The sequence below is a fragment of the Limibacillus halophilus genome (assembly GCF_014191775.1).
In the GTDB taxonomy this organism is placed as follows: domain Bacteria; phylum Pseudomonadota; class Alphaproteobacteria; order Kiloniellales; family CECT-8803; genus Limibacillus; species Limibacillus halophilus.
In genome coordinates, this window is the sequence record NZ_JACHXA010000011.1 from 25,674 (window position 1) to 44,598 (window position 18,925).

Sequence of the window (18,925 nt, forward strand, 5' to 3'; positions counted from 1 at the left end):
GGCTTCCTATCTTTGACCGCTAAGTTTCATAGAGGACAGCATGAGCGATTCGACGAGCAGCAGCGACCACAGCAAGGTCTTGATCCTGGGCTCCGGCCCGGCCGGATACACCGCGGCAATCTATGCCGCGCGCGCAAACCTTCAGCCGCGTCTGATCTCGGGACTGCAGCCCGGCGGCCAGCTCTCCATCACGACAGATGTCGAGAACTACCCGGGATTCGCCGAGACAATTCAAGGTCCCTGGTTGATGGAGCAGATGCAAGCGCAGGCTGTTCATGTCGGCACCGATTTCGTGACCGATACCATCCTGGAGGTCGATTTCAGCAAGCGCCCTTATCTTCTGAAAGGCGATTCCGGCAGAAACTATAGCTGCGACGTTCTAATCATCGCCACCGGCGCCACAGCGCGCTGGCTCGGCCTGGAGAGCGAAGAAAAGTTCCGTGGCTTCGGCGTGTCGGCCTGTGCGACTTGCGATGGCTTCTTTTATCGCGGCAAGGAAGTGGCAGTGGTTGGCGGCGGCAACACTGCCGTCGAGGAAGCGCTCTTTCTGACCAACTTTGCAACCAAGGTGACGCTGATCCACCGGCGCGATGAACTGCGCGCCGAAAAGGTGACGCAAGACCGGCTTTTCAAGCATCCCAAGATCGAGGTTATTTGGAACCATGTCGTCGAAGACGTGATCGGCGACGAAGATCCCTTGGGCGTTACCGGCGTCTCGTTGAAGAGCACCGTCGATGGCAGTACCCGCCAGATTCCCGCCGACGGCCTGTTCATCGCCATCGGGCACGATCCGGCGACGGTTCTGTTCAAGGGCAAGCTCGATCTCGACCACGAGGGTTACATCGTGACCGCCCCGGATTCAACGGCGACCAGCTTGCCGGGCGTCTATGCCGCCGGCGACGTCAAGGACAAGATTTACCGTCAGGCCGTGACGGCGGCCGGTATGGGCTGCATGGCGGCGCTCGAGGCCGAGCGTTTCCTGGCCGAGAACGAGGTGGCCGCAGCAGCCGAATAGCAACAGGCGCTACTTCAGCGTTGCAAAGGCGTATGCGATCACGTCGTCCAACGAGGTGAAACGCCGTCGTAGTATTTTGCCGAGTTGGGAAATCCCGGCCGGGGTCATGTGACGGTGATCCAGAAAGTAGGCTTCGGCCTGTGCATTGGCGAGTTCGCAGGTTTCCAACGGACAGAACAGGGTGCTGCGCGATAGGTAGGGAAGCCCCGATTTCCTGGCCTTGGCGGCCAGGCGTCCGTTTTCCGCTGCGGACATGTCGGACACCTTGCCACCCGTTTTTCTGACCAGAGCTTCAACCGAGCCGAGCTGAATAGCTGTCGGCATCACCCGAAAGGGCAGATAGGGAGGGGCGCCGACCAGCACCACCGGGACGCCCTTTTTCTGCAAAAGAAGCGCCCAATCGAGGTGGAAATGATGGGTAGCATCCCGGTATGCACCCGTGACGAAAACCGTATCGATCTGGTCCTTGTGGGCAAGGATGAACGTCTCCGCCGCGCGGTACAGGAAGGCGCAATGCGCTTTCTCATTACGGACACAACCGTTTCCGGTAAACTGCAGAACCTCGACCTGATAAGCCTCCCGCAGCGCCCGCCAGAAATCCGCAGCCGTACTGTCGCCGACAACCATCGTGTAGCTTCGGCCCGGCGACACAGGATTGCAGGATTCGAATGCCACGCTGTAGTACCTCTTCCAGTCGTCGACCCTGAAATCCATGTGGCATTCGGGAAATCTGATGCTCCTGCGGCGAAGACGGGAAATGTCCACGCGGTGCGCCTCCAAGGCCCGGGATTGCTCAGCAAGGCGGTCATAGAGCCCACCGCTTTGCCATAGGATTGCACACGCCACGGCAATCACGCCCGCAAAGCCGCCGAGTCCAGCCAGGAATCGCTTAGAGCCGGTGTTTGTTGCCACGATACTCCGGGCTCTGAAGGGCTGCTCGATCCAATGGTGGATGCCCCACGCCGACAGCACCGACAGCAAGAACATCGCAAGGCCGTCCAGGAAAGGATTTGGCAGCAAGGACCATAGGCCGAAGAACACGATGACCGGAAAATGGATGAGATAGAGCGAGTAGGAAATTCGACCGATCCAACGCAATGGCCGATTGCCGAGTGGCATCCTGAGCACACTTGGATCGCCAGCGGCAATGATTAGAACCGCCCCCATCGCCGGCACCAGGGATGATAGCCCCGGGAAGCGCATTTCCACGCTGTAGCGCAGTGCCGCAAACAGAATGCTCCCCAACCCGCAAACCACCATGGCGTTCCTGATCACCACCGGAATCCGAATGGGTTGGCGCGAGAAGAAAACCAGCAAAGCGCCCGCAGCGAACTCGGCAGCGCGAAAGGGTGTAAGAAAGAAGACCGCCGAGGCGTCTCGGTCAAGCCAGTATTCGCTTAGGGCCAAGCTCCCCGCCGCTGCGGCAATCAAAAACGCCGACATGGCGGGGAGAAACCGGCGCCCAGCAAAAGCACCGCTTCCGGAAAGCAACACCAGAACCGCTGGCCAGATTAGATAGAACTGCTCCTCGACACCCAGGGACCAGGTATGCAAAAGGGCGAGCCCGCCCGGCTCTTGCAAGTAATCCGTTTGGATCCAGAAAAAAATGTTCGACAGGCCCAAAAGGGCCCAAAGCGTTGCCAGAATATGATCGAGAAGCCGACCGCCGGACAGACTTAGAGCAGCCAAAAACAAGCTCACCGCAAGCGTAAAGAGCAGAGCCGGTCCAAGCCGCCTTAAGCGGCGAAGGTAGAAGGCGCGGAAGGTGAATGTTCCGGCGGAAATGTCGTCAATAATCAGCCGGGTGATCAGAAATCCGCTGATGACAAAGAAAACATCGACGCCGATGAAGCCGCCTGGAAGCAGTGAAACCTCCAGGTGGTAAAACACGATCAGAAGTACGGAAAGGCCGCGGAGCCCTTCAATATCCGGCCTGAATACACGCTCAGAGCGCATTCACCCCCCAGAGCCCCTTTTTTATGGGCTTTTATCTTCCCTGCATCACCGCACAGGTCGGTTCTCTTTTCCCAGATTATGATTCGGACCGCAAACGCAACCGCAGTTCGAACTTCTGGATTTTACCCGTTGAGGTCTTGGGCAAAGGGCCAAAGACCACATTGCGCGGTGCCTTGAAGCGCGCCATGCGTTCGCGGCAAAACGCGATCAGTTCCTCGGCATCGACCTCGGCGCCCGGGACCAATTCCACGAAGGCGCAGGGCGTCTCGCCCCATTTCTCATCGGGTTTCGCCACCACCGCAACCGCTGCCACCGCAACGTGCCGATAGAGCACGTTTTCGACCTCGATCGAGGAGATGTTCTCGCCACCCGAAATGATGATGTCCTTCGAACGATCTTTCAGTTCGATATAGCCATCCGGATGCATGACGCCGAGATCACCGCTGTGGAACCACCCGCCAGCGAACGCTTCTTCCGTCGCCTCGGCGTTCTTCAGATATCCCTTCATCGTGATATTGCCGCGCAAGAAAACCTCGCCAATGGTCTCACCGTCGCGCGGCACCGGCTCAAGAGTTTGCGGATCCGCCACCATCAAGGCCTCCTGGACGGGATAGGTAACCCCTTGGCGTGATTTCAGCGCGGCCTGCTGGTCTAGCGGAAGGTCGTCCCAGCGTGGGTCCCACTCGCATACGACCGCCGGGCCGTAAACTTCCGTCAGACCATAGACATGCGTAACCTCCACACCGATCTGGGCCATGCGCGCTAGAACGCTCGCCGGCGGCGGTGCGGCGGCGGTCATGAATTTGACCTTCTGATCGAATTCACGGCTCTCGTCGGGTCCAACGTTCACCAGCATCTGCATGACGATCGGCGCACCGCACAGATGGGTTACGCCTTCCTCCGCCAAGGCCTTATAAATCAAGCCAGCTTCGACCCGCCGCAAGCAAACGTGGGTCCCGGCCTTGGCCGTGATGGTCCAAGGGAAACACCAGCCATTGCAATGAAACATCGGCAAGGTCCAGAGATAGACGGGGAACTGGGGCAAGGACCAAGTGAGCGCATTACCTACCGCATTGAGATAGGCACCGCGGTGGTGATAGACGACGCCCTTCGGATCACCGGTCGTGCCGGAAGTGTAATTGAGCGAGATGGCATCCCACTCGTCGACCGGCGGCTGCCAATCGAAGTGCGATTCGCCTTCCGACAGGAAACTCTCGTAATCCAGACTGCCCAACCGCTCACCGCCAGGCCCTTCGCTGTCCTCTACGTCGATCACCAGAATTGGCTGCGATACCTGCGCCAGCGCATCACGCATCAAGGGCGCGTATTCACTGTCTGTAATCAAGACCTTGGCTTCGCCATGCTTCAAGATGAAGGCGACGGAAGCCGCGTCGAGACGATAGTTGATAGCGTTGAGCACGGCGCCGGTCATGGGGACGCCCTGGTGCGCCTCGAACATTTCCGGAATATTGGGCAAAAAGGCCGCTACGGTATCGCCCTTACCAATTCCTCGCTTGGTTAAAGCAGATGCAAGCCTACAGCAGCGCTCCTTTGTCTGCGTCCAAGTGTAGCGGCGGCGGCCATGCGCGACAGCCAAGCGGTCCGGAAAAACCTCGGCAGTCCTGAATAAAAAGCTTATTGGCGAAAGCGGGACATAGTTTGCAGCATTGCTGCCAAGGCCGGATTCGTAAGCTGCGGTCATAGACATTCTCCTGCAATCAACCCTAACTTTTAAAAGCCGTCCTTGCAGATGCAATATAAAACTGCGGCAGGTCGGCGATTGCTCAACCCTTTCGCCGAAGGCCAGAGCGTCTTAGAGTCCTTAGGCAAAAGGATAAGAAACCTTAAGCGGGGAGGAAACGATTGATGGCGAAGTACGACGCACTCTACAAGCGTTCCATCGACGATAAAGAAGGGTTTTGGGCCGAGGCCGCGGAAGCTCTGCATTGGGATCGAAAATGGGACAAGGTGCTCGACGATAGCAACGCGCCTTATAGTCGCTGGTTTGCCGGTGGCATGCTGAACACCTGCTACAACGCTCTTGATCGTCACGTTGAAAATGGTCGAGCCGATCAATTGGCTCTCATTCACGACTCGCCCCTGACCGAAAGCCAGCAGCGCTTCACTTACCGCGAACTGCGCGATGCCGTGGCGCGGTTTGCCGGTTTGCTGGCTAAGAACGGTGTGGCCAAAGGCGATCGCGTCATCATCTATATGCCGATGGTGCCCGAGGCGGCCATTGCCATGCTCGCCTGCGCGCGTCTTGGTGCCATTCACTCCGTGGTGTTCGGCGGATTTGCTTCCAACGAGTTGGCCACACGCATCAATGACGCCAAACCCAAGGCCATCGTGACAGCATCCTGCGGAATCGAGCCGGGCCGGGTGATTGCCTACAAGCCGCTGTTGGATGGTGCCATCGATCTGGCTGATCATAAGCCTTCATTCTGCGTAATCCTGCAACGCCCCCAATCGCCCGCGCCGCTTACCGCCGGACGCGATCTCGACTGGCAGGCGGCGATGGAGGACGTTTCACCGCACCCTTGCGTCAGCGTTGCAGCCACCGACCCGCTCTACATCCTCTATACTTCCGGCACCACCGGCCAGCCCAAAGGAATCGTGCGCGACAACGGCGGTCATGCTGTCGCCCTGCACTGGTCGATGAAAAATATCTATGACGTGGAGCCAGGCGAAGTTTATTGGGCGGCGTCGGATGTCGGATGGGTCGTCGGACATTCCTACATCGTCTACGCCCCGCTCTTGAACGGCAATACCACGGTCATGTACGAGGGCAAGCCGGTCGGCACGCCCGACGCCGGCGCCTTTTGGCGCGTCATCGCCGAACACAAGGTTACAACGCTTTTTACCGCACCGACGGCTTTTCGCGCCATTCGGCAACAGGACCCTGAAGGCAAACTGCTGGCCAACTATGATCTCACTCATTACCGCGCCCTGTTCCTGGCGGGAGAGCGCTGTGATCCGGACACGCTTGTATGGGCACAGGAGAAACTCAAGGTGCCGGTGATCGATCACTGGTGGCAAACCGAAACCGGTTGGTCGATTGCCGCCAATCCCATGGGCGTCGAGCCGTTACCTGTCAAACCCGGCTCGCCCACTGTGGCGGCCCCCGGATGGGATATTCGGGTTCTTGACGGAGACGGACACGAGGTGGCGCCCGGCACCATTGGCGCCATCGTCTGCAAGCTGCCGCTTCCGCCTGCCAGCCTGCCGACGTTATGGCAAGCGCAGGATCGCTTCCACGAAGCCTACCTCGCTGAATATCCCGGTTTCTATAAAACCGGTGATGCGGGGTACATCGACGAGGACGGCTATATCTTCGTTATGGCCCGGACTGACGACATCATCAACGTCGCCGGACATCGCCTGTCCACAGGCGGCATGGAGGAAGTCCTGGCGAGCCATCCGGACGTCGCGGAGTGCGCTGTTATCGGCGTGGCTGACAGCTTGAAAGGACAGGTGCCGCTTGGGTTCGTGGTTTTGAATGCCGGCTGCCAGCGCGTGGATTCTGAAATTCAGGCGGAGCTGGTGAAGCTGGTGCGGGAAAAGATTGGCCCGGTAGCGGCTTTTAAGCTGGTCGCCGTGATCAAACGACTGCCCAAGACCCGTAGCGGAAAGATCCTGCGGCGCACCATGCGGCAGATCGCCGATGGCGAGAGCTTCAAGCCACCGGCAACCATCGACGATCCGGCCATTCTCGATGAAATAGCCGCGGCGCTTTCGGGCCTGGGCTACGCTCGCAGATAGATAACTTTGATCAAAGGTCGCCGCTTTGCCGGTCTGCCCTCTTGCAGCCCTCTCCCGGCACCGATAGAACCAGTAGCGACGAGTATGCTGGAGGGAGAAGAATATGCGTCTGAAAGATCAGGTTGCGGTCATCACCGGCGGCGCGGCCGGCATCGGTAAGGCCTGCGCCAAACGATTTGCCGAGGAAGGCGCCAAGGTCGTTCTGGCCGATGTCAACGTCGCCCGCGGCGAGGAAGCAGTCGAGGAGATTCAAGCTTCTGGCGGTGAAGCGCTGTTCGTGTCCTGCGATGTCGGCAGCAAAGCAGAGGTGGACAGCCTCATTGCCGCCACCGTGGCAGGCTACGGGCGCATCGACTGTGCCATCGCGAATGCCGGGATCGTCCATGCGGCGAGCTTTCTCGACCTGGACGAAGCCGACTTCGACCGCGTCTTGCGCGTCAACCTGAAAGGGGTTTTTCTCACCGGACAGGCCGCAGCCCGTCAGATGGTCAAGCAAGGCGGCGGTGGCACGATCATCAACATGTCGTCCGTGAACGCCGTCATGGCCATCCCAGCCATCACCCCTTACGTGGTCTCCAAGGGCGGCGTGATGCAGTTGACCAAGGTGATGGCCCTGTCCTTGACCGAGCACGATATACGCGTCAACGCGATCGGCCCGGGTTCCATCCGTACCGAGGTGTTCGAGCAGGTCGCAAACGATCCGGAAAAAATACGCGGCATTCTCTCGCGTACGCCAATGGGCCGCGTCGGTGAGCCTGAAGAAATCGCTAGCGTGGCGCTTTTCCTGGCCAGCAAGGATTCGAGCTATATAACCGGCCAGACGATCTATCCGGACGGCGGACGGATGGCCTTGAATTACACCGTACCGGTCAAGGCCTGACGTCAAAACCTGAACACACCCCGCCGCCGCGTATTGCCGATGAACCAAAGGCTACACGGCGACGGGAAGCGCTTGATCAACCCGCTTTTTGACGCCAGGGATCAAAAAAGCCGTCGGAACCTAATGTTCCAAACGGCTGATCTCGTCTTTTAACTGAAGCTTTTTCTTCTTAAGCTCCGCGATTCTGACATCGTCAGGATGCGGGCGTTGGTTCTCGGTATTAATTCGACGTTCCAGGGTGGAGTGCTTTTCGCGAAGAGCCTGCACGTGCTCTGGATTAACCATGCTTGAGCCTCCTTTGCTAATTGCTACTTTATGCACTTGGTATCGTAGCGCCTTTGGTTCAAGTTTGTGAAGGCACTCGCCGTGCAGTGCGGCAAAGGAAATTTCATATGGCCGAACAACAGCGCCTCATCGTAGGCATCTCGGGCGCCAGCGGCGTGATCTACGGCATACGCTTGCTGGAAATCCTGAAGCCCTTGCCGGTGGAGACCCATCTCGTGATGAGCCGCTCCGCCGAAGTGACGCTGGCGTACGAAACGGACCGGAAAGTTGCTGCCGTCCGTGCCCTAGCCGATGCCGTGCACGGTGCGGAGGACATGGGTGCGGCCATTTCCAGCGGCTCCTATAAGACCTTGGGGATGGTGGTCGCGCCCTGCTCCGTCAAATCTCTGGCCGAGATTGCCAGCGGCGTAACCACGACATTGTTGACGCGCGCCGCCGACGTCGTGCTGAAAGAACGCCGCCGTCTCGTCTTGATGGTACGGGAAACGCCTCTTCATGCCGGTCACCTGAAGAACATGCTGGCGGCTACCGAGATGGGCGCCATCATTGCGCCGCCGGTTCCCGCTTTCTATGCGCGACCGGGTAATCTTGAAGAGATGGTTGATCAAACGCTGGGACGCGTTCTTGACCTCTTCGACCTCGATTCAGGCACCGTTGCGCGCTGGCAGGGGCAGGGCAAGCGGCGGCCCGGCAAGTCCTGATGGCGCCGACGAGTCGACGCGAGCCGATATTACCCAAGCGATTGAAGCAACGGATCAAGGTTCACCGTAGGACAAGCCGAGAATTCCAGGTACTGCCGCAAATTGGCCTCGGCTAACGTGAGCCAACTGCAATCCGCGACCGATACATCAAGTGGCAGCACTGCGTGGAGTTGATCTTGCTGCAATCGTTCTGCTTCAAGCTCCTGCCGCTTGATCGCGGCCCGGAAGCGGGTTACCTGTTCATCGACTTCCCGGGTCTTCAGCCAGCGCCGCAGTTCGCGCAAGGGCAAAACCACATGCCGCCGCCAAGGTGATGAAAGCCCGTCCAATCGTTCCAGGTCTTCCTGCGACAAGCGGCGACCATTGCGCGCCGCCCAACAGCAGAAAAGCAGCAAGTTCACGTCCAGGCCATATTTGTCCTGCAATGCCAAACAAGCCTCTGCAACGCCGGGTTTGGCGTAAGTCTCAAGGGAGAAGCTCCAAAATGGGTTGTTCGTTTGTCGCATCAGTGCCGGTTGGACTCCAATCCGCTGCTGGCCTCGTCTATAATGGCAACCCAATCAGTCAACGGGTCAAGGCATGGTAGAATCACAAGAGCAGGAGATCATCAGACAACGGCTCCTGGAACTGGAAACCGAGCATCGTGACCTCGATGACGTCATTGAGCGCCTCTCCGATAACTCGGTGGTAGATCAGATTCAGATTCGGAGGCTGAAAAAGAGAAAGCTGCAACTCAAGGACCAGATTTCCCGGCTGCAATCTCGCCTTTATCCAAACATCATTGCCTGATGGAACCCCGAATGCTTCTGCAACGACTTGCCAGGATTGGCGCGACTCCCAATAATCCGCGCTCACTCCGTTACCTTTGGGGGAACGAACGATGAGCGATCAGCAAGCCCTGGTGGGCGTTATCATGGGCAGCCAATCGGACTGGGCGATCATGACCCATGCCTGCGAGACCTTGACGGCGCTGGGTATCGCCCACGAAACCCGTATCGTATCCGCCCACCGGACACCTGATCGCCTGGTAAGCTACGCGACTTCCGCACGCGAACGAGGTTTGAAGGTCGTGATCGCCGGCGCCGGGGGTGCGGCGCATCTGCCCGGTATGACGGCGGCGATGACTCCCTTGCCGGTTTTTGGTGTGCCTATCGAGAGCAAAAGCTTGAAGGGCCTGGATTCCCTTTTGTCCATTGTCCAGATGCCTGGTGGCGTTCCGGTCGGTACGGTGGCGATCGGAAAAGCCGGTGCCATCAATGCGGCCCTCCTAGCCGCGGCGGTTATCGCGTTGGAAGACAAGGCCGTCAGCGAAGCTCTGGATGCTTGGCGAGCCCGGCAGACAGCCGCCGTCGCCGAACAACCCAGCGACGGCACAGCCTGATATTTACGATGAGAGAGGAAGATTCCAGCAGATGGCGAAGAAGCGGCAGGCCCTACCTCCAGGTTCGGTAATCGGCATACTAGGCGGCGGCCAGCTTGGCCGCATGACGGCCCTGGCCGCCGCCAATCTGGGCTATCGCAGCCATATTTTCTGCCCCGACGCCGACGCACCTGCAACACAGGTCACCTCGCTCTCGACGATCGCAGCCTATGACGATGAAGCCGCCTTGACACGCTTCGCAGAGGCTGTCGATGTCGTCACCTTCGAATTTGAGAATGTGCCCTCGAAAACCGGTGAAATTCTCTCGCGCATCAAGCCTGTCCGCCCGAATCCGCAAGCGCTGCATACCTGCCAGAACAGATTGCGGGAGAAAGATTTCTGCGCCTCCAAAGGGATTCCGACGACGCGCTATGCCGAGGTGACCAGTCAGGAGAGCCTGGCGCGCTCCCTGCGCGAGATCGGCATGCCGGCGGTGCTGAAAACCGCGGAATTCGGTTACGACGGCAAAGGTCAGGTGACCATCCAGAATGAGCGGGATGCACAGCAAGCCTGGGCGCGCATGACCGGCGGCGCGACCGGTGTCTCCGGTATCCTGGAAGGGTTCGTTGATTTCGACTTGGAAATCTCGGTTATCGTCGCCAGGGGACTCGACGGCGCGACCGCCACCTATGTCCCGGTCGAGAATCAACATCGTAATCATATTCTTGACCAAACCATTGCGCCCGCCCGTATCGCACAGGATGTTGCCGAACGTGCCGAAGTCATTGCTCGACGCTTGGCCGATGCATTCGATTACGTCGGACTGCTGGCGGTAGAGATGTTTGTGACCGGCAAAGGCGAGGTGCTGGTCAACGAGATGGCGCCACGTCCTCATAACTCGGGACACTGGACGATGGACGCCTGTCTCACCTCCCAATTCGAGCAATTTGTGCGCGCCGTTGCGGGGCTGCCATTGGGCTCTACCGAGAGGCACTCAAATGCAGTGATGCGCAACCTACTAGGAGATGAGGCCAATACCTGGGAGAAAATATTGGGTGATCCCACGGCGCGCCTGCATCTCTACGGCAAGGCCGAAGCCAGACCCGGACGCAAGATGGGGCACGTCAATCGTTTGCTCCCCAAAGAGTAAACAAGAGTATCAGGGTAACGGTAAGGCGCTCCGGTTATCGGCGCGGCGACTTGAAACCGGCGGCCCGCGCGCGCGACACAAGGCCACCTGACCGCCGGTCAAACATCCGCTCGGGTAAATCCAGGAGCGCTTTCATGCCACGACCGAATTTACCACCGATCATGAGAACATTATCGATTCGCCGCTCCAGAAATGCCCAGGTGCGCACCTTGTCCTGGGTGCCGTCGTCGAGCCAAACCAACAGGGTCGAACTATAAACACCCGCCAGCAGCAAACGCTTGCTGTAGAAGTTGTAGTCGGTGGAGCGATCGCCAGCCGCCAACCACATCGCGTCTACGGTCCGATAAAGCAACCGGGTTGCCAGCGCGGCATGCTGCGGCATGGCGAGATAACTCAGTCCCCGGCGCACGGCCTCCAGATCTGGTTCGTTCTGGGTCAGGCGCGTGCGGACCGCCAGAGCGATCCGTTCGCGCACTTTAAGAGCTGCCATATCCTCGCGCTCCAATGCTTCGAGCATGCGGGCATCAGCCTCGGCGCTATGAAAGGCGATCATCTCCGCCGCGCCGCCTGGAAAAGCATTCAAGGCTTGCGGCGCGGGAACACCGATGGCCGCCGCCGCCTGTAACAGCGCGCGCTCGCTCCAACCCTCGAAAGGGACGATGGGTAGCAATGCTGCCAGCAACTGTTGGCGCAGATCGATACCGGTATCGGCTTTGCGTTTCTTTGTGCTCATGTTAGCAATATGGCGTGAAGGCGCGGCGGTTTCCAGCGATCTGAATCCAGAATCCACAAGCACGGTTTTCTGCCGCTTTCCCCTTCACAAAGCCTGCAGCTTGTGATACCAAACTGCACCGGCGCCGAAAGGCGCCTGTTTCGCTTTCTTGTGCAGCAAGACACAACGAGCCGCTTTCGAGGGGCTCGGCGGGTTGCCAAGTGAGCGGAAAAGGATTTTGGATCAACCTACTGGCCTGGAAGGAGTGTGACGAAACCGTGCACGTAACTGTTCGCGACAACAACGTTGATCAGGCCCTGCGCGCGCTTAAGAAAAAGCTGCAGCGCGAGGGTGTGTTCCGCGAGATGAAGCTTCGACGTAACTACGAGAAACCCTCGGAGAAACGCAAGCGCGAGCGTGCCGAAGCCGTTCGGCGGCATCGCAAGCTTATGCGCAAGCGCATGGAACGCGAAGGCTTCTAAGCCAGTTCACGTCTTTACGGACGTCAAAGAAAAACCCGCCGCAGCGATCAGCACGGCGGGTTTTTTCGTTTGCTAAAACCAAGCCCACATAGGGGACTTGCCGGAAGGCGAGTTCGCGCCTACGCCTCCAGCGCCTTGACGATCTGCTCACACATCTTTTTGGCGTCATCCAGCAGCATCATGGTCTGATCCATGTAGAACAGCGGATTGTCGACGCCTGCATAGCCCGAACTCATGGAACGCTTTACGAAGAGGACGTTCTGCGCCTTCTCGACGTCGAGCACCGGCATACCGAAGATCGGCGAAGTCTTGTCGGTTTTCGCCGCCGGGTTCGTGACGTCGTTGGCGCCGATGACAAAAGCCACGTCGGTCTCACCGAACTCGCGATTGATCTCGTCCATCTCGAAGACTTCGTCATAAGGCACGTTTGCCTCGGCCAAAAGAACGTTCATGTGGCCCGGCATACGGCCCGCAACCGGGTGAATGGCGTACTTGACCTCGACGCCTTCGGCCTTCAGCAGATCGGCCATCTCGCGAAGCACGTGCTGGGCTTGCGCGACCGCCATACCGTAACCCGGCACGATGATCACCCGGTCGGAGTTCTTCATCAGGAAGGCCGCGTCCGCTGCCGCGCCCGCACGGTAGGTCTTGTCACCACCATCATCGCCACCCGAACCCCCGGCTGCCGTCTCACCGCCGAAGCCACCCAGGATGACCGAGAAGAAGGAGCGGTTCATGCCTTTGCACATGATATAGCTGAGGATGGCACCAGAAGAGCCGACCAGGGCACCCGCCACGATCAGCAGCGTGTTCTCCAGCGTGAAGCCAATGCCGCAAGCCGCCCAGCCCGAATAGCTGTTCAGCATCGAAATCACCACCGGCATGTCGGCGCCGCCGATCGGGATGATGATAAGAATACCGAGCGCCAAGGACAGCAGAACCAAAAGCCAGAAGGCCGCCGCCGACTGGTCTGCGACGAACCAGGAAACCACCAGGATCGCAAGGATGCCGAGACCAAGGTTCAGCCAGTGCTGCATGGGGAAGATAACCGGCTTGCCGGAAATCAAGCCTTGCAGCTTGCCAAACGCGATGATTGAGCCGGTGAAGGTAATGGCGCCGATAGCGGTGCCGACAGCCATCTCAACCAGACTGTTGGTATGAATCTCGCCTGCGTTGCCGATGCCGTAAGCTTCCGGCGAGTAGAACGCCGCAGCCGCCACGAAGACCGCCGCCAGACCGACCAGACTATGAAAGGCAGCCACAAGCTGGGGCAAGGCCGTCATCTTGATCTTGAGCGCGGTCACCGTACCGATGGACCCGCCGATCAAGATGCCCGCCAGGATAATCCAGTAGGACTGCACCGCGGGCAGCGACAGAGTGGTTATGACGGCAATCGCCATACCGGCGATGCCGAACATGTTGCCCTGACGTGCCGTTTCCGGGTGCGACAGACCGCGTAATGCCAGAATGAAGCAGACCGAAGCAACGAGATAGAGAAGTGCCGAAAGATCGTGACCCATGATTTGTTTCCTTACCGCTGCTTCTTCTTGAACATGGAGAGCATTCGCTGGGTCACGATGAAGCCGCCAAAGATATTGACGGAAGCCAAAGTAACGGCGAGGAAACCCATGACCTGACTGAAGTTGAATTCTGCAGGACCGGCAGCGATAAGAGCGCCGACAATGATCACAGAGGAGATCGCGTTGGTAACGCCCATGAGCGGCGAGTGCAGCGCCGGCGTCACGCGCCAGACCACGTGGTAGCCGACAAAGACCGCCAGCACCAGGACCGTTAGCCCAAGTACCAGCATGGAAGGGCCACTCGCGGCGCCCCCGGTGCCCTCGAGAGCCAGACGGCTGCTTTCCATCGCCAGGCTGGAAGCATCACTGGAGAGCTGTGCGGCTTTGTCGGCCAGTTCCCCGGCCTTTGACTGGAAACTTTGCGGATCCATCACTGCTTCTCCTTAACTCTTTTGCTTGTCCGATTGGGCGGGCTTCTTGACCGCCGGCGCTTTCTTGGCGCTTCCGCCGGCAGCCGCTTTGGCGCCGCTTGACGGCTTCGCCTTGCGCGCAGCAGGCTTTTTGGGCGCCGGGCGACCGGTCTTGCCCGCGATTTCCTTCAATCCTTCATGGACGATCTTGCCGCCATGCGTAATGCAGGTCGCCTTGATCAGTTCATCCTCCCAATCGAGCTTCAAGGACTTGCTTTCCTTGTCGATCATCAATTGCAGGAAATTGAACAGGTTACGGGCGAAAAGCTCCGAGGCGTCACGCGCAAGACGAGACGGCACGTTGCGATGCGCCAAGATCGTCACGCCATGTTTTTGTACCACGGTGCCAGGCTCCGACAGCTCACAATTGCCGCCGTTGTCGCCGGCCAGATCGACGATCACCGAGCCTGTCTTCATCGACTTGACCATTTCCTCGGTCACCAACTTTGGCGCCGGACGTCCGGGAATGAGAGCCGTGGTGATCACCATGTCTTGCTTCTTGAGCGTTTCGGCAACCAAAGCCGCCTGCTTCTTTTTGTACGCGTCGCTCATTTCCTTCGCGTAACCGCCGGCGGTCTCGGCCTGCTTGAACTCTTCATCCTCAACAGCGATGAACTTCGCCCCAAGGCTTTCAACCTGTTCCTTTGCCGCAGGTCGAACGTCGGTTGCAGAGACTACCGCACCCAAACGACGGGCGGTCGCGATGGCCTGCAATCCCGCGACACCGGCACCCATTACGAAGACGTTGGCCGGGGATATCTTGCCCGCAGCCGTCATCATCATCGGAAATGCGCGGGTGAAGACTTCGGTCCCGTCGAGAACCGCTTTGTACCCAGCAAGGTTGGCCTGAGAGGACAAAATGTCCATCGATTGCGCGCGGGTGATGCGGGGCATCAACTCCATGGCAAAAGCCGTCACACCAGCCTCGGCAGCGCGATTCAGGCCTGCGCCCGCCCGGAAGGGGTCGAAGCCGCTGATAAGAACGGCTCCCTTCTGCAGTAGTGCGAACTCGTCCTCGCCCTCCGACTTATCCAAAGGCCGACTGACCTTCAACACAATCTGTGCAGCGGTGAGAGCTTCCTTGGCGGTTTTTGCAATGGTGGCCCCTGCTTCGCTGTAGGCGGAATCGGTTATGGAGGCAGCTAGTCCAGCGCCTGCTTCAACCGTGACCTCCAACCCAAGGCCGATCATCTTCTTTACCGTCTCCGGCGAGGCGGCAACACGGCGCTCGTCAGCGCGCCGTTCCTTCGGGATCGCGACTTTCATCGTCGTAGACTTCCCCTTTGTGAGCTTATGTTAGTCGATGCAAGAGAATGGCGACTGCGGCGGCATTTGTGAAGGGCTCGCCGTTATTTAAACGTGATTTGATCATCATTCAGGCTGAATCACACCCAATTCAACCTCTTGAACAACCAAATCTCGAAGACCACCAGCACACCCAACAGCCCGCATACAGCCCAAAAGGCCCAGGGCGTTTCCGCCCCCGGCATGCCAGCGACGTTGATTCCCAACAGCCCGGTCAAGAGCCCCAAGGGCAGGAAAATCCCGGCGACGATCGAAAGCAGGTAGATACGGCGGTTGGCCATTTCGCCAATGCGGTTAGCCATCTCGTCCTGCACCACGGCGGTACGGTCCCGTGCGGCCTCCAACGCCTCGACATAGCGCGTGACCTGATCAAGCGCATGGCGCAACCGATTTCGGTCATCCTTGGAGAACCAGGATGGCGGACCTTCGAGAAGCTGCTTCAAGGCGTCACGCTGGGGGGCGACGTAGCGTCGCAAGCGCACGATCTGAGTTCGCAGCCCATAAAGTTTTTGCCGGATATCGGGGGTCTCTTCCTCGAGGGTCTCCACCTCCACATCGTCGATGGCTTCCTGCAGGCTTTGTATCGTTGGCTCCATGCGTTGCAGCAAGCCACCGATAACCTGAGTGACGACGCCGCCGATGGTCGAGGGTCCCTGCCCTTTCTCCAACTGATCGCGAACATCCTGAACGGCCATGATGCGAAAGCGACGCAGGCTGATGACCCGCTTTTCCTCGGCCCAGATGCGCAGGGTGATCATGTCTTCGGGATCGGCCCCCGGGTTGAGGTTGACGCCGCGCAAAATGAGGAGCAGTCCGCCCCCATCGAAGGACTCAAGGCGCGGACGAGTCTCTTCGGCCAGGATGGCGTGCAATGCGGCTGAGGGCAGGCCACTTTCCCTGACCAACCAGTTCTGCGCATCGCTCTCACTGCGATCCAGATGCGCCCAGTAAGGCGGCTTGTCCTCTGCCGTGCCAAGGTCCGCCAAGCCGCAGTCCTTGATGGTGCCACCGCCCAGATATCCTGCAAAAATAACGCCCTTGGAAACCGCCCCTGCTGTTGCGGGCTGGTTCACATCTGAAGGCTTGCCAGTCATTAGCGGTCCTCCCGAACTCCATGGCGTTTGTTGCGCAACAGGTTAAGGCTTTCAACCAGGATAGAGAAGGCAACGCCGAAGTACAGATAGCCCTTCGGAATATGAAAATGCAGACCATCGGCAATCAACGCCATGCCAATCATCAGCAAAAAGGACAAGGCCAGCATCTTGACTGTCGGATGACGCTCCACGAAGGCGCTGACCGGTTCGGCGGCGAACAGCATGACGACCATGGCGGCGACGATCGCCGCCACCATTACCGGCACCTCGTCGACCATTCCAACGGCGGTCAGAACCGAATCAAGAGAGAATACGATATCGAGGATACCGATTTGCAGAACCACCAGGGCAAAGCCCTGCGCCACAGCCTTGCCAACCGGCACAACCCGGGGACCGCCCTCCACCTCATGATGAATTTCTGAGGTTGCCTTGTAGATCAGGAAAAGGCCGCCAGCAGCCAGAAAGATGTCGCGCCAGGACCAAGGCTCGCCAAACGCCATGAACAGCGGCGCCGTCAGGCCTATGATCCAGGCCAGCGTTAGCAGGAGAAGAAGGCGTGTAACAAGGGCGGCGACAAGCCCGAAACGGCGGGCCAGGGGCTGTTGATTCGCCGGTAAGCGCTGGCTGATGATCGACAGGAAGATCAGGTTGTCGATGCCCAGCACGATTTCCAAAGTCGCCAGCGTGATGAAGGCGATCCAGATTTGCGGATCGAGCAGCAGTTCCATGGCGCAATCACTCCGAAAACAGCGTGGGTGGCAGGACTCGACCGGACAGTCCGATTATCGCTGGATTCAGGTCTCTTCGGAAAGTCCGATTGCCTTCAATGCTTTCTCTTGCCGACGGCCGAGCGCTGCGGCATCGAAATCATCGATCAGTCCCCGGAAAGTCCGATGCCAATTCACATTCGCCTTTAGGTGCATGAAGACCGAGCCAAGGCCGATTGCCGCGCGATCCATCAGGACGAATTCACGCGGCGGCTTCACGCCGCCCAAGCGGCGCAGCTCCTTGTGAACCCGGCCCGCCACCTCGGCGCCGTAGATACCGCTCTGCCCCGCCATGATCGGTTGAGCTTTGTCTTCCAGAAGTGGCGCGTATAGGAACCCTGCCCAGATATTCAGCACCTCAAGCAGTTCGCGATTGATCGTGTTGAATCCCCAACTCCGGTACGCCTCGACCGCCAGATCCTCGTCATCGTTCTCCAGGGCGTGATAAAGGTCGATGACGCCCTTCACGAAGGCTGGCGGGAAGATACGGATGCAGCCGAAGTCCAATAGGTTGATAAGGCCCGCCTCGGTGATCGAATAATTGCCAAGATGCGGATCGCCGTGAATGACACCATACCGATAAAATGGCACGTACCAGGCCCGGAACATGTTGATTGCCACCCGGTCGCGCATGGCTTGATCGTCCCGGTGGCGGTCGATGAAGCGCAGCAGTCCGTCGCCATCGAGCCAGGTCATGGTCAGGAGCCGACGCGTGGTAAGCGGGTCTTCCACCTCCGGCACACGAACCCCCGGCTCCTCCGCCAGCATCCGCTCGTAAAGCTTCATGTGGCGCGCCTCGCGCTCGTAGTCCAGCTCCTCTCGCAGGCGGTCGGATAGCTCATGAAAGACATCGCTGGTGTCGATGGCCCGGTCATATCGCCGATAGAGCGACAGCACCATTTTCAACTGCTTCAGGTCCGCTTCCACTGCGGAGCTCATGTCGGGATACTGCAGCTTGCAGGCCAGCTGCCGACCCGCCTCGTCTTCTGCTCTATGTACCTGACCCAACGAGGCCGCCGCGGCGGCCTCACGCCCAAAGCTGGCAAAACGCGACTCCCAAGCCGGTCCCAGTTCGGTGCGCATCCGACGGCGCACGAAATGCCAACCCATCGACGGCGCGTTGGACTGAAGCTGCTGAAGCTGCTCCGCGTACTCGCGCGGCAAGGCATCGGGAATGGTCGCCAGAATCTGCGCCGCCTTCATGAGCGGACCCTTCAGACCGCCAAGTGCCGTTTTCAACTCTTCGGAATGCTGAGCCCGATTGAGTTTTCGGCCAAGCATGCGCGATCCCAGGAACTGCGCCGCCAGCCCGCCGACCGATGTCCCGACCTGGGCATAGCGCTGCACCCGGCGTCCCACACGGGAATCCTCGCCTTGAAAGCTTTTCGTCTTATCGTCGGGAGTCTCTGGCTTGGCCATGATGCCTTCTTGTTCCGCTGCAATGAAATTACTGCAGCAAGATGTAG

Annotated in this window: 18 protein-coding genes and 1 pseudogene; 8 read left to right on the plus strand and 11 right to left on the minus strand. The window is 59.0% G+C overall.

Annotated elements, in window-relative coordinates; all coding sequences use genetic code 11:
* Window positions 1-40: 40 nt before the first annotated feature.
* Window positions 41-1,015 (plus strand): thioredoxin-disulfide reductase, encoded by a 975-nt coding sequence (trxB, locus tag FHR98_RS15590; protein ID WP_183417668.1) that lies wholly within the window; start codon window positions 41-43, stop codon window positions 1,013-1,015.
* A gap of 9 nt (window positions 1,016-1,024) precedes the next feature.
* Here the strand turns inward: trxB and FHR98_RS15595 are convergent, their stop codons facing one another.
* Complete coding sequence (locus FHR98_RS15595) at window positions 1,025-2,971, minus strand: acyltransferase family protein (protein WP_183417669.1); 1,947 nt, start codon at window positions 2,969-2,971, stop codon at window positions 1,025-1,027.
* 76 nt (window positions 2,972-3,047) lie between these two features.
* Window positions 3,048-4,673 carry an acyl-CoA synthetase gene (locus FHR98_RS15600; protein WP_183417670.1) on the minus strand — a complete coding sequence of 542 codons (1,626 nt, stop codon included), beginning with the start codon at window positions 4,671-4,673 and terminating at the stop codon, window positions 3,048-3,050.
* A 164-nt stretch (window positions 4,674-4,837) separates the two neighbouring features.
* Here FHR98_RS15600 and FHR98_RS15605 point away from each other — a divergent pair, with 164 nt between their 5' ends.
* Window positions 4,838-6,733 carry a propionyl-CoA synthetase gene (locus FHR98_RS15605; RefSeq protein ID WP_183417671.1) on the plus strand — a complete coding sequence of 632 codons (1,896 nt, stop codon included), beginning with the start codon at window positions 4,838-4,840 and terminating at the stop codon, window positions 6,731-6,733.
* A 103-nt stretch (window positions 6,734-6,836) separates the two neighbouring features.
* Complete coding sequence (locus FHR98_RS15610) at window positions 6,837-7,613, plus strand: SDR family NAD(P)-dependent oxidoreductase (RefSeq protein ID WP_183417672.1); 777 nt, start codon at window positions 6,837-6,839, stop codon at window positions 7,611-7,613.
* A gap of 120 nt (window positions 7,614-7,733) precedes the next feature.
* Here FHR98_RS15610 and FHR98_RS15615 read toward each other — a convergent pair whose 3' ends face one another.
* Entirely contained in the window at window positions 7,734-7,898 is a 165-nt protein-coding gene (locus FHR98_RS15615) for a DUF465 domain-containing protein (RefSeq protein ID WP_183417673.1), read from the minus strand.
* A 107-nt stretch (window positions 7,899-8,005) separates the two neighbouring features.
* Here FHR98_RS15615 and FHR98_RS15620 point away from each other — a divergent pair, with 107 nt between their 5' ends.
* On the plus strand, window positions 8,006-8,599 hold the full coding sequence (locus tag FHR98_RS15620) for a UbiX family flavin prenyltransferase (RefSeq protein WP_183417674.1): 594 nt from the start codon (window positions 8,006-8,008) through the stop codon (window positions 8,597-8,599).
* Window positions 8,600-8,628: 29 nt separating this feature from the next.
* Here FHR98_RS15620 and FHR98_RS15625 read toward each other — a convergent pair whose 3' ends face one another.
* On the minus strand, window positions 8,629-9,105 hold the full coding sequence (locus FHR98_RS15625; RefSeq protein WP_183417675.1) for a TIGR02444 family protein: 477 nt from the start codon (window positions 9,103-9,105) through the stop codon (window positions 8,629-8,631).
* A gap of 73 nt (window positions 9,106-9,178) precedes the next feature.
* Between FHR98_RS15625 and FHR98_RS15630 the strand changes: the two genes are divergently transcribed.
* From FHR98_RS15630 to FHR98_RS15640, 3 genes are all read left to right on the plus strand, one after another.
* Window positions 9,179-9,388 (plus strand): YdcH family protein, encoded by a 210-nt coding sequence (locus FHR98_RS15630; RefSeq protein ID WP_183417676.1) that lies wholly within the window; start codon window positions 9,179-9,181, stop codon window positions 9,386-9,388.
* Window positions 9,389-9,479: 91 nt separating this feature from the next.
* Window positions 9,480-9,980: a 5-(carboxyamino)imidazole ribonucleotide mutase gene (purE, locus tag FHR98_RS15635; RefSeq protein WP_183417677.1), complete on the plus strand. Its 501-nt coding sequence runs from the start codon at window positions 9,480-9,482 to the stop codon at window positions 9,978-9,980.
* 31 nt (window positions 9,981-10,011) lie between these two features.
* On the plus strand, window positions 10,012-11,109 hold the full coding sequence (locus FHR98_RS15640) for a 5-(carboxyamino)imidazole ribonucleotide synthase (RefSeq protein WP_183417678.1): 1,098 nt from the start codon (window positions 10,012-10,014) through the stop codon (window positions 11,107-11,109).
* A gap of 34 nt (window positions 11,110-11,143) precedes the next feature.
* Here FHR98_RS15640 and FHR98_RS15645 read toward each other — a convergent pair whose 3' ends face one another.
* Window positions 11,144-11,842, minus strand: coding sequence for a COQ9 family protein (locus FHR98_RS15645; RefSeq protein ID WP_183417679.1), 699 nt, complete (start codon window positions 11,840-11,842; stop codon window positions 11,144-11,146).
* A gap of 257 nt (window positions 11,843-12,099) precedes the next feature.
* Here FHR98_RS15645 and rpsU point away from each other — a divergent pair, with 257 nt between their 5' ends.
* On the plus strand, window positions 12,100-12,303 hold the full coding sequence (gene rpsU, locus FHR98_RS15650; RefSeq protein ID WP_183417753.1) for a 30S ribosomal protein S21: 204 nt from the start codon (window positions 12,100-12,102) through the stop codon (window positions 12,301-12,303).
* A gap of 119 nt (window positions 12,304-12,422) precedes the next feature.
* Here the strand turns inward: rpsU and FHR98_RS15655 are convergent, their stop codons facing one another.
* From FHR98_RS15655 to FHR98_RS15680, 6 genes and pseudogenes are all read right to left on the minus strand, one after another.
* Window positions 12,423-13,823 carry an NAD(P)(+) transhydrogenase (Re/Si-specific) subunit beta gene (locus FHR98_RS15655; protein WP_183417680.1) on the minus strand — a complete coding sequence of 467 codons (1,401 nt, stop codon included), beginning with the start codon at window positions 13,821-13,823 and terminating at the stop codon, window positions 12,423-12,425.
* Window positions 13,824-13,834: 11 nt separating this feature from the next.
* Window positions 13,835-14,254 carry an NAD(P) transhydrogenase subunit alpha part 2 gene (locus FHR98_RS15660; RefSeq protein WP_183417681.1) on the minus strand — a complete coding sequence of 140 codons (420 nt, stop codon included), beginning with the start codon at window positions 14,252-14,254 and terminating at the stop codon, window positions 13,835-13,837.
* A 168-nt stretch (window positions 14,255-14,422) separates the two neighbouring features.
* Window positions 14,423-15,559: pseudogene (locus FHR98_RS15665) on the minus strand (Re/Si-specific NAD(P)(+) transhydrogenase subunit alpha); the annotation flags it as partial.
* 119 nt (window positions 15,560-15,678) lie between these two features.
* Window positions 15,679-16,692 carry a zinc transporter ZntB gene (locus tag FHR98_RS15670; protein ID WP_183417683.1) on the minus strand — a complete coding sequence of 338 codons (1,014 nt, stop codon included), beginning with the start codon at window positions 16,690-16,692 and terminating at the stop codon, window positions 15,679-15,681.
* Window positions 16,692-17,420, minus strand: a complete 729-nt coding sequence (locus FHR98_RS15675) for a TerC family protein (RefSeq protein ID WP_183417684.1) — start codon at window positions 17,418-17,420, stop codon at window positions 16,692-16,694. The genes FHR98_RS15670 and FHR98_RS15675 overlap by 1 nt, the downstream gene beginning before the upstream one ends.
* 66 nt (window positions 17,421-17,486) lie before the next feature.
* Window positions 17,487-18,878 carry an ABC1 kinase family protein gene (locus FHR98_RS15680; protein WP_183417685.1) on the minus strand — a complete coding sequence of 464 codons (1,392 nt, stop codon included), beginning with the start codon at window positions 18,876-18,878 and terminating at the stop codon, window positions 17,487-17,489.
* Between the last annotated feature and the right edge of the window lie 47 nt (window positions 18,879-18,925).

What these genes read in the sequence shown, in the direction of transcription:
- trxB (WP_183417668.1), top strand. Translation starts at nt 41, where the DNA reads ATGAGCGATTCGACGAGCAGCAGCGACCACAGCAAGGTCTTGATCCTG.
- FHR98_RS15595 (WP_183417669.1), bottom strand. Translation starts at nt 2,971, where the DNA reads ATGCGCTCTGAGCGTGTATTCAGGCCGGATATTGAAGGGCTCCGCGGC.
- FHR98_RS15600 (WP_183417670.1), bottom strand. Translation starts at nt 4,673, where the DNA reads ATGACCGCAGCTTACGAATCCGGCCTTGGCAGCAATGCTGCAAACTAT.
- FHR98_RS15605 (WP_183417671.1), top strand. Translation starts at nt 4,838, where the DNA reads ATGGCGAAGTACGACGCACTCTACAAGCGTTCCATCGACGATAAAGAA.
- FHR98_RS15610 (WP_183417672.1), top strand. Translation starts at nt 6,837, where the DNA reads ATGCGTCTGAAAGATCAGGTTGCGGTCATCACCGGCGGCGCGGCCGGC.
- FHR98_RS15615 (WP_183417673.1), bottom strand. Translation starts at nt 7,898, where the DNA reads ATGGTTAATCCAGAGCACGTGCAGGCTCTTCGCGAAAAGCACTCCACC.
- FHR98_RS15620 (WP_183417674.1), top strand. Translation starts at nt 8,006, where the DNA reads ATGGCCGAACAACAGCGCCTCATCGTAGGCATCTCGGGCGCCAGCGGC.
- FHR98_RS15625 (WP_183417675.1), bottom strand. Translation starts at nt 9,105, where the DNA reads ATGCGACAAACGAACAACCCATTTTGGAGCTTCTCCCTTGAGACTTAC.
- FHR98_RS15630 (WP_183417676.1), top strand. Translation starts at nt 9,179, where the DNA reads ATGGTAGAATCACAAGAGCAGGAGATCATCAGACAACGGCTCCTGGAA.
- purE (WP_183417677.1), top strand. Translation starts at nt 9,480, where the DNA reads ATGAGCGATCAGCAAGCCCTGGTGGGCGTTATCATGGGCAGCCAATCG.
- FHR98_RS15640 (WP_183417678.1), top strand. Translation starts at nt 10,012, where the DNA reads ATGGCGAAGAAGCGGCAGGCCCTACCTCCAGGTTCGGTAATCGGCATA.
- FHR98_RS15645 (WP_183417679.1), bottom strand. Translation starts at nt 11,842, where the DNA reads ATGAGCACAAAGAAACGCAAAGCCGATACCGGTATCGATCTGCGCCAA.
- FHR98_RS15655 (WP_183417680.1), bottom strand. Translation starts at nt 13,823, where the DNA reads ATGGGTCACGATCTTTCGGCACTTCTCTATCTCGTTGCTTCGGTCTGC.
- FHR98_RS15660 (WP_183417681.1), bottom strand. Translation starts at nt 14,254, where the DNA reads ATGGATCCGCAAAGTTTCCAGTCAAAGGCCGGGGAACTGGCCGACAAA.
- FHR98_RS15670 (WP_183417683.1), bottom strand. Translation starts at nt 16,692, where the DNA reads ATGACTGGCAAGCCTTCAGATGTGAACCAGCCCGCAACAGCAGGGGCG.
- FHR98_RS15675 (WP_183417684.1), bottom strand. Translation starts at nt 17,420, where the DNA reads ATGGAACTGCTGCTCGATCCGCAAATCTGGATCGCCTTCATCACGCTG.
- FHR98_RS15680 (WP_183417685.1), bottom strand. Translation starts at nt 18,878, where the DNA reads ATGGCCAAGCCAGAGACTCCCGACGATAAGACGAAAAGCTTTCAAGGC.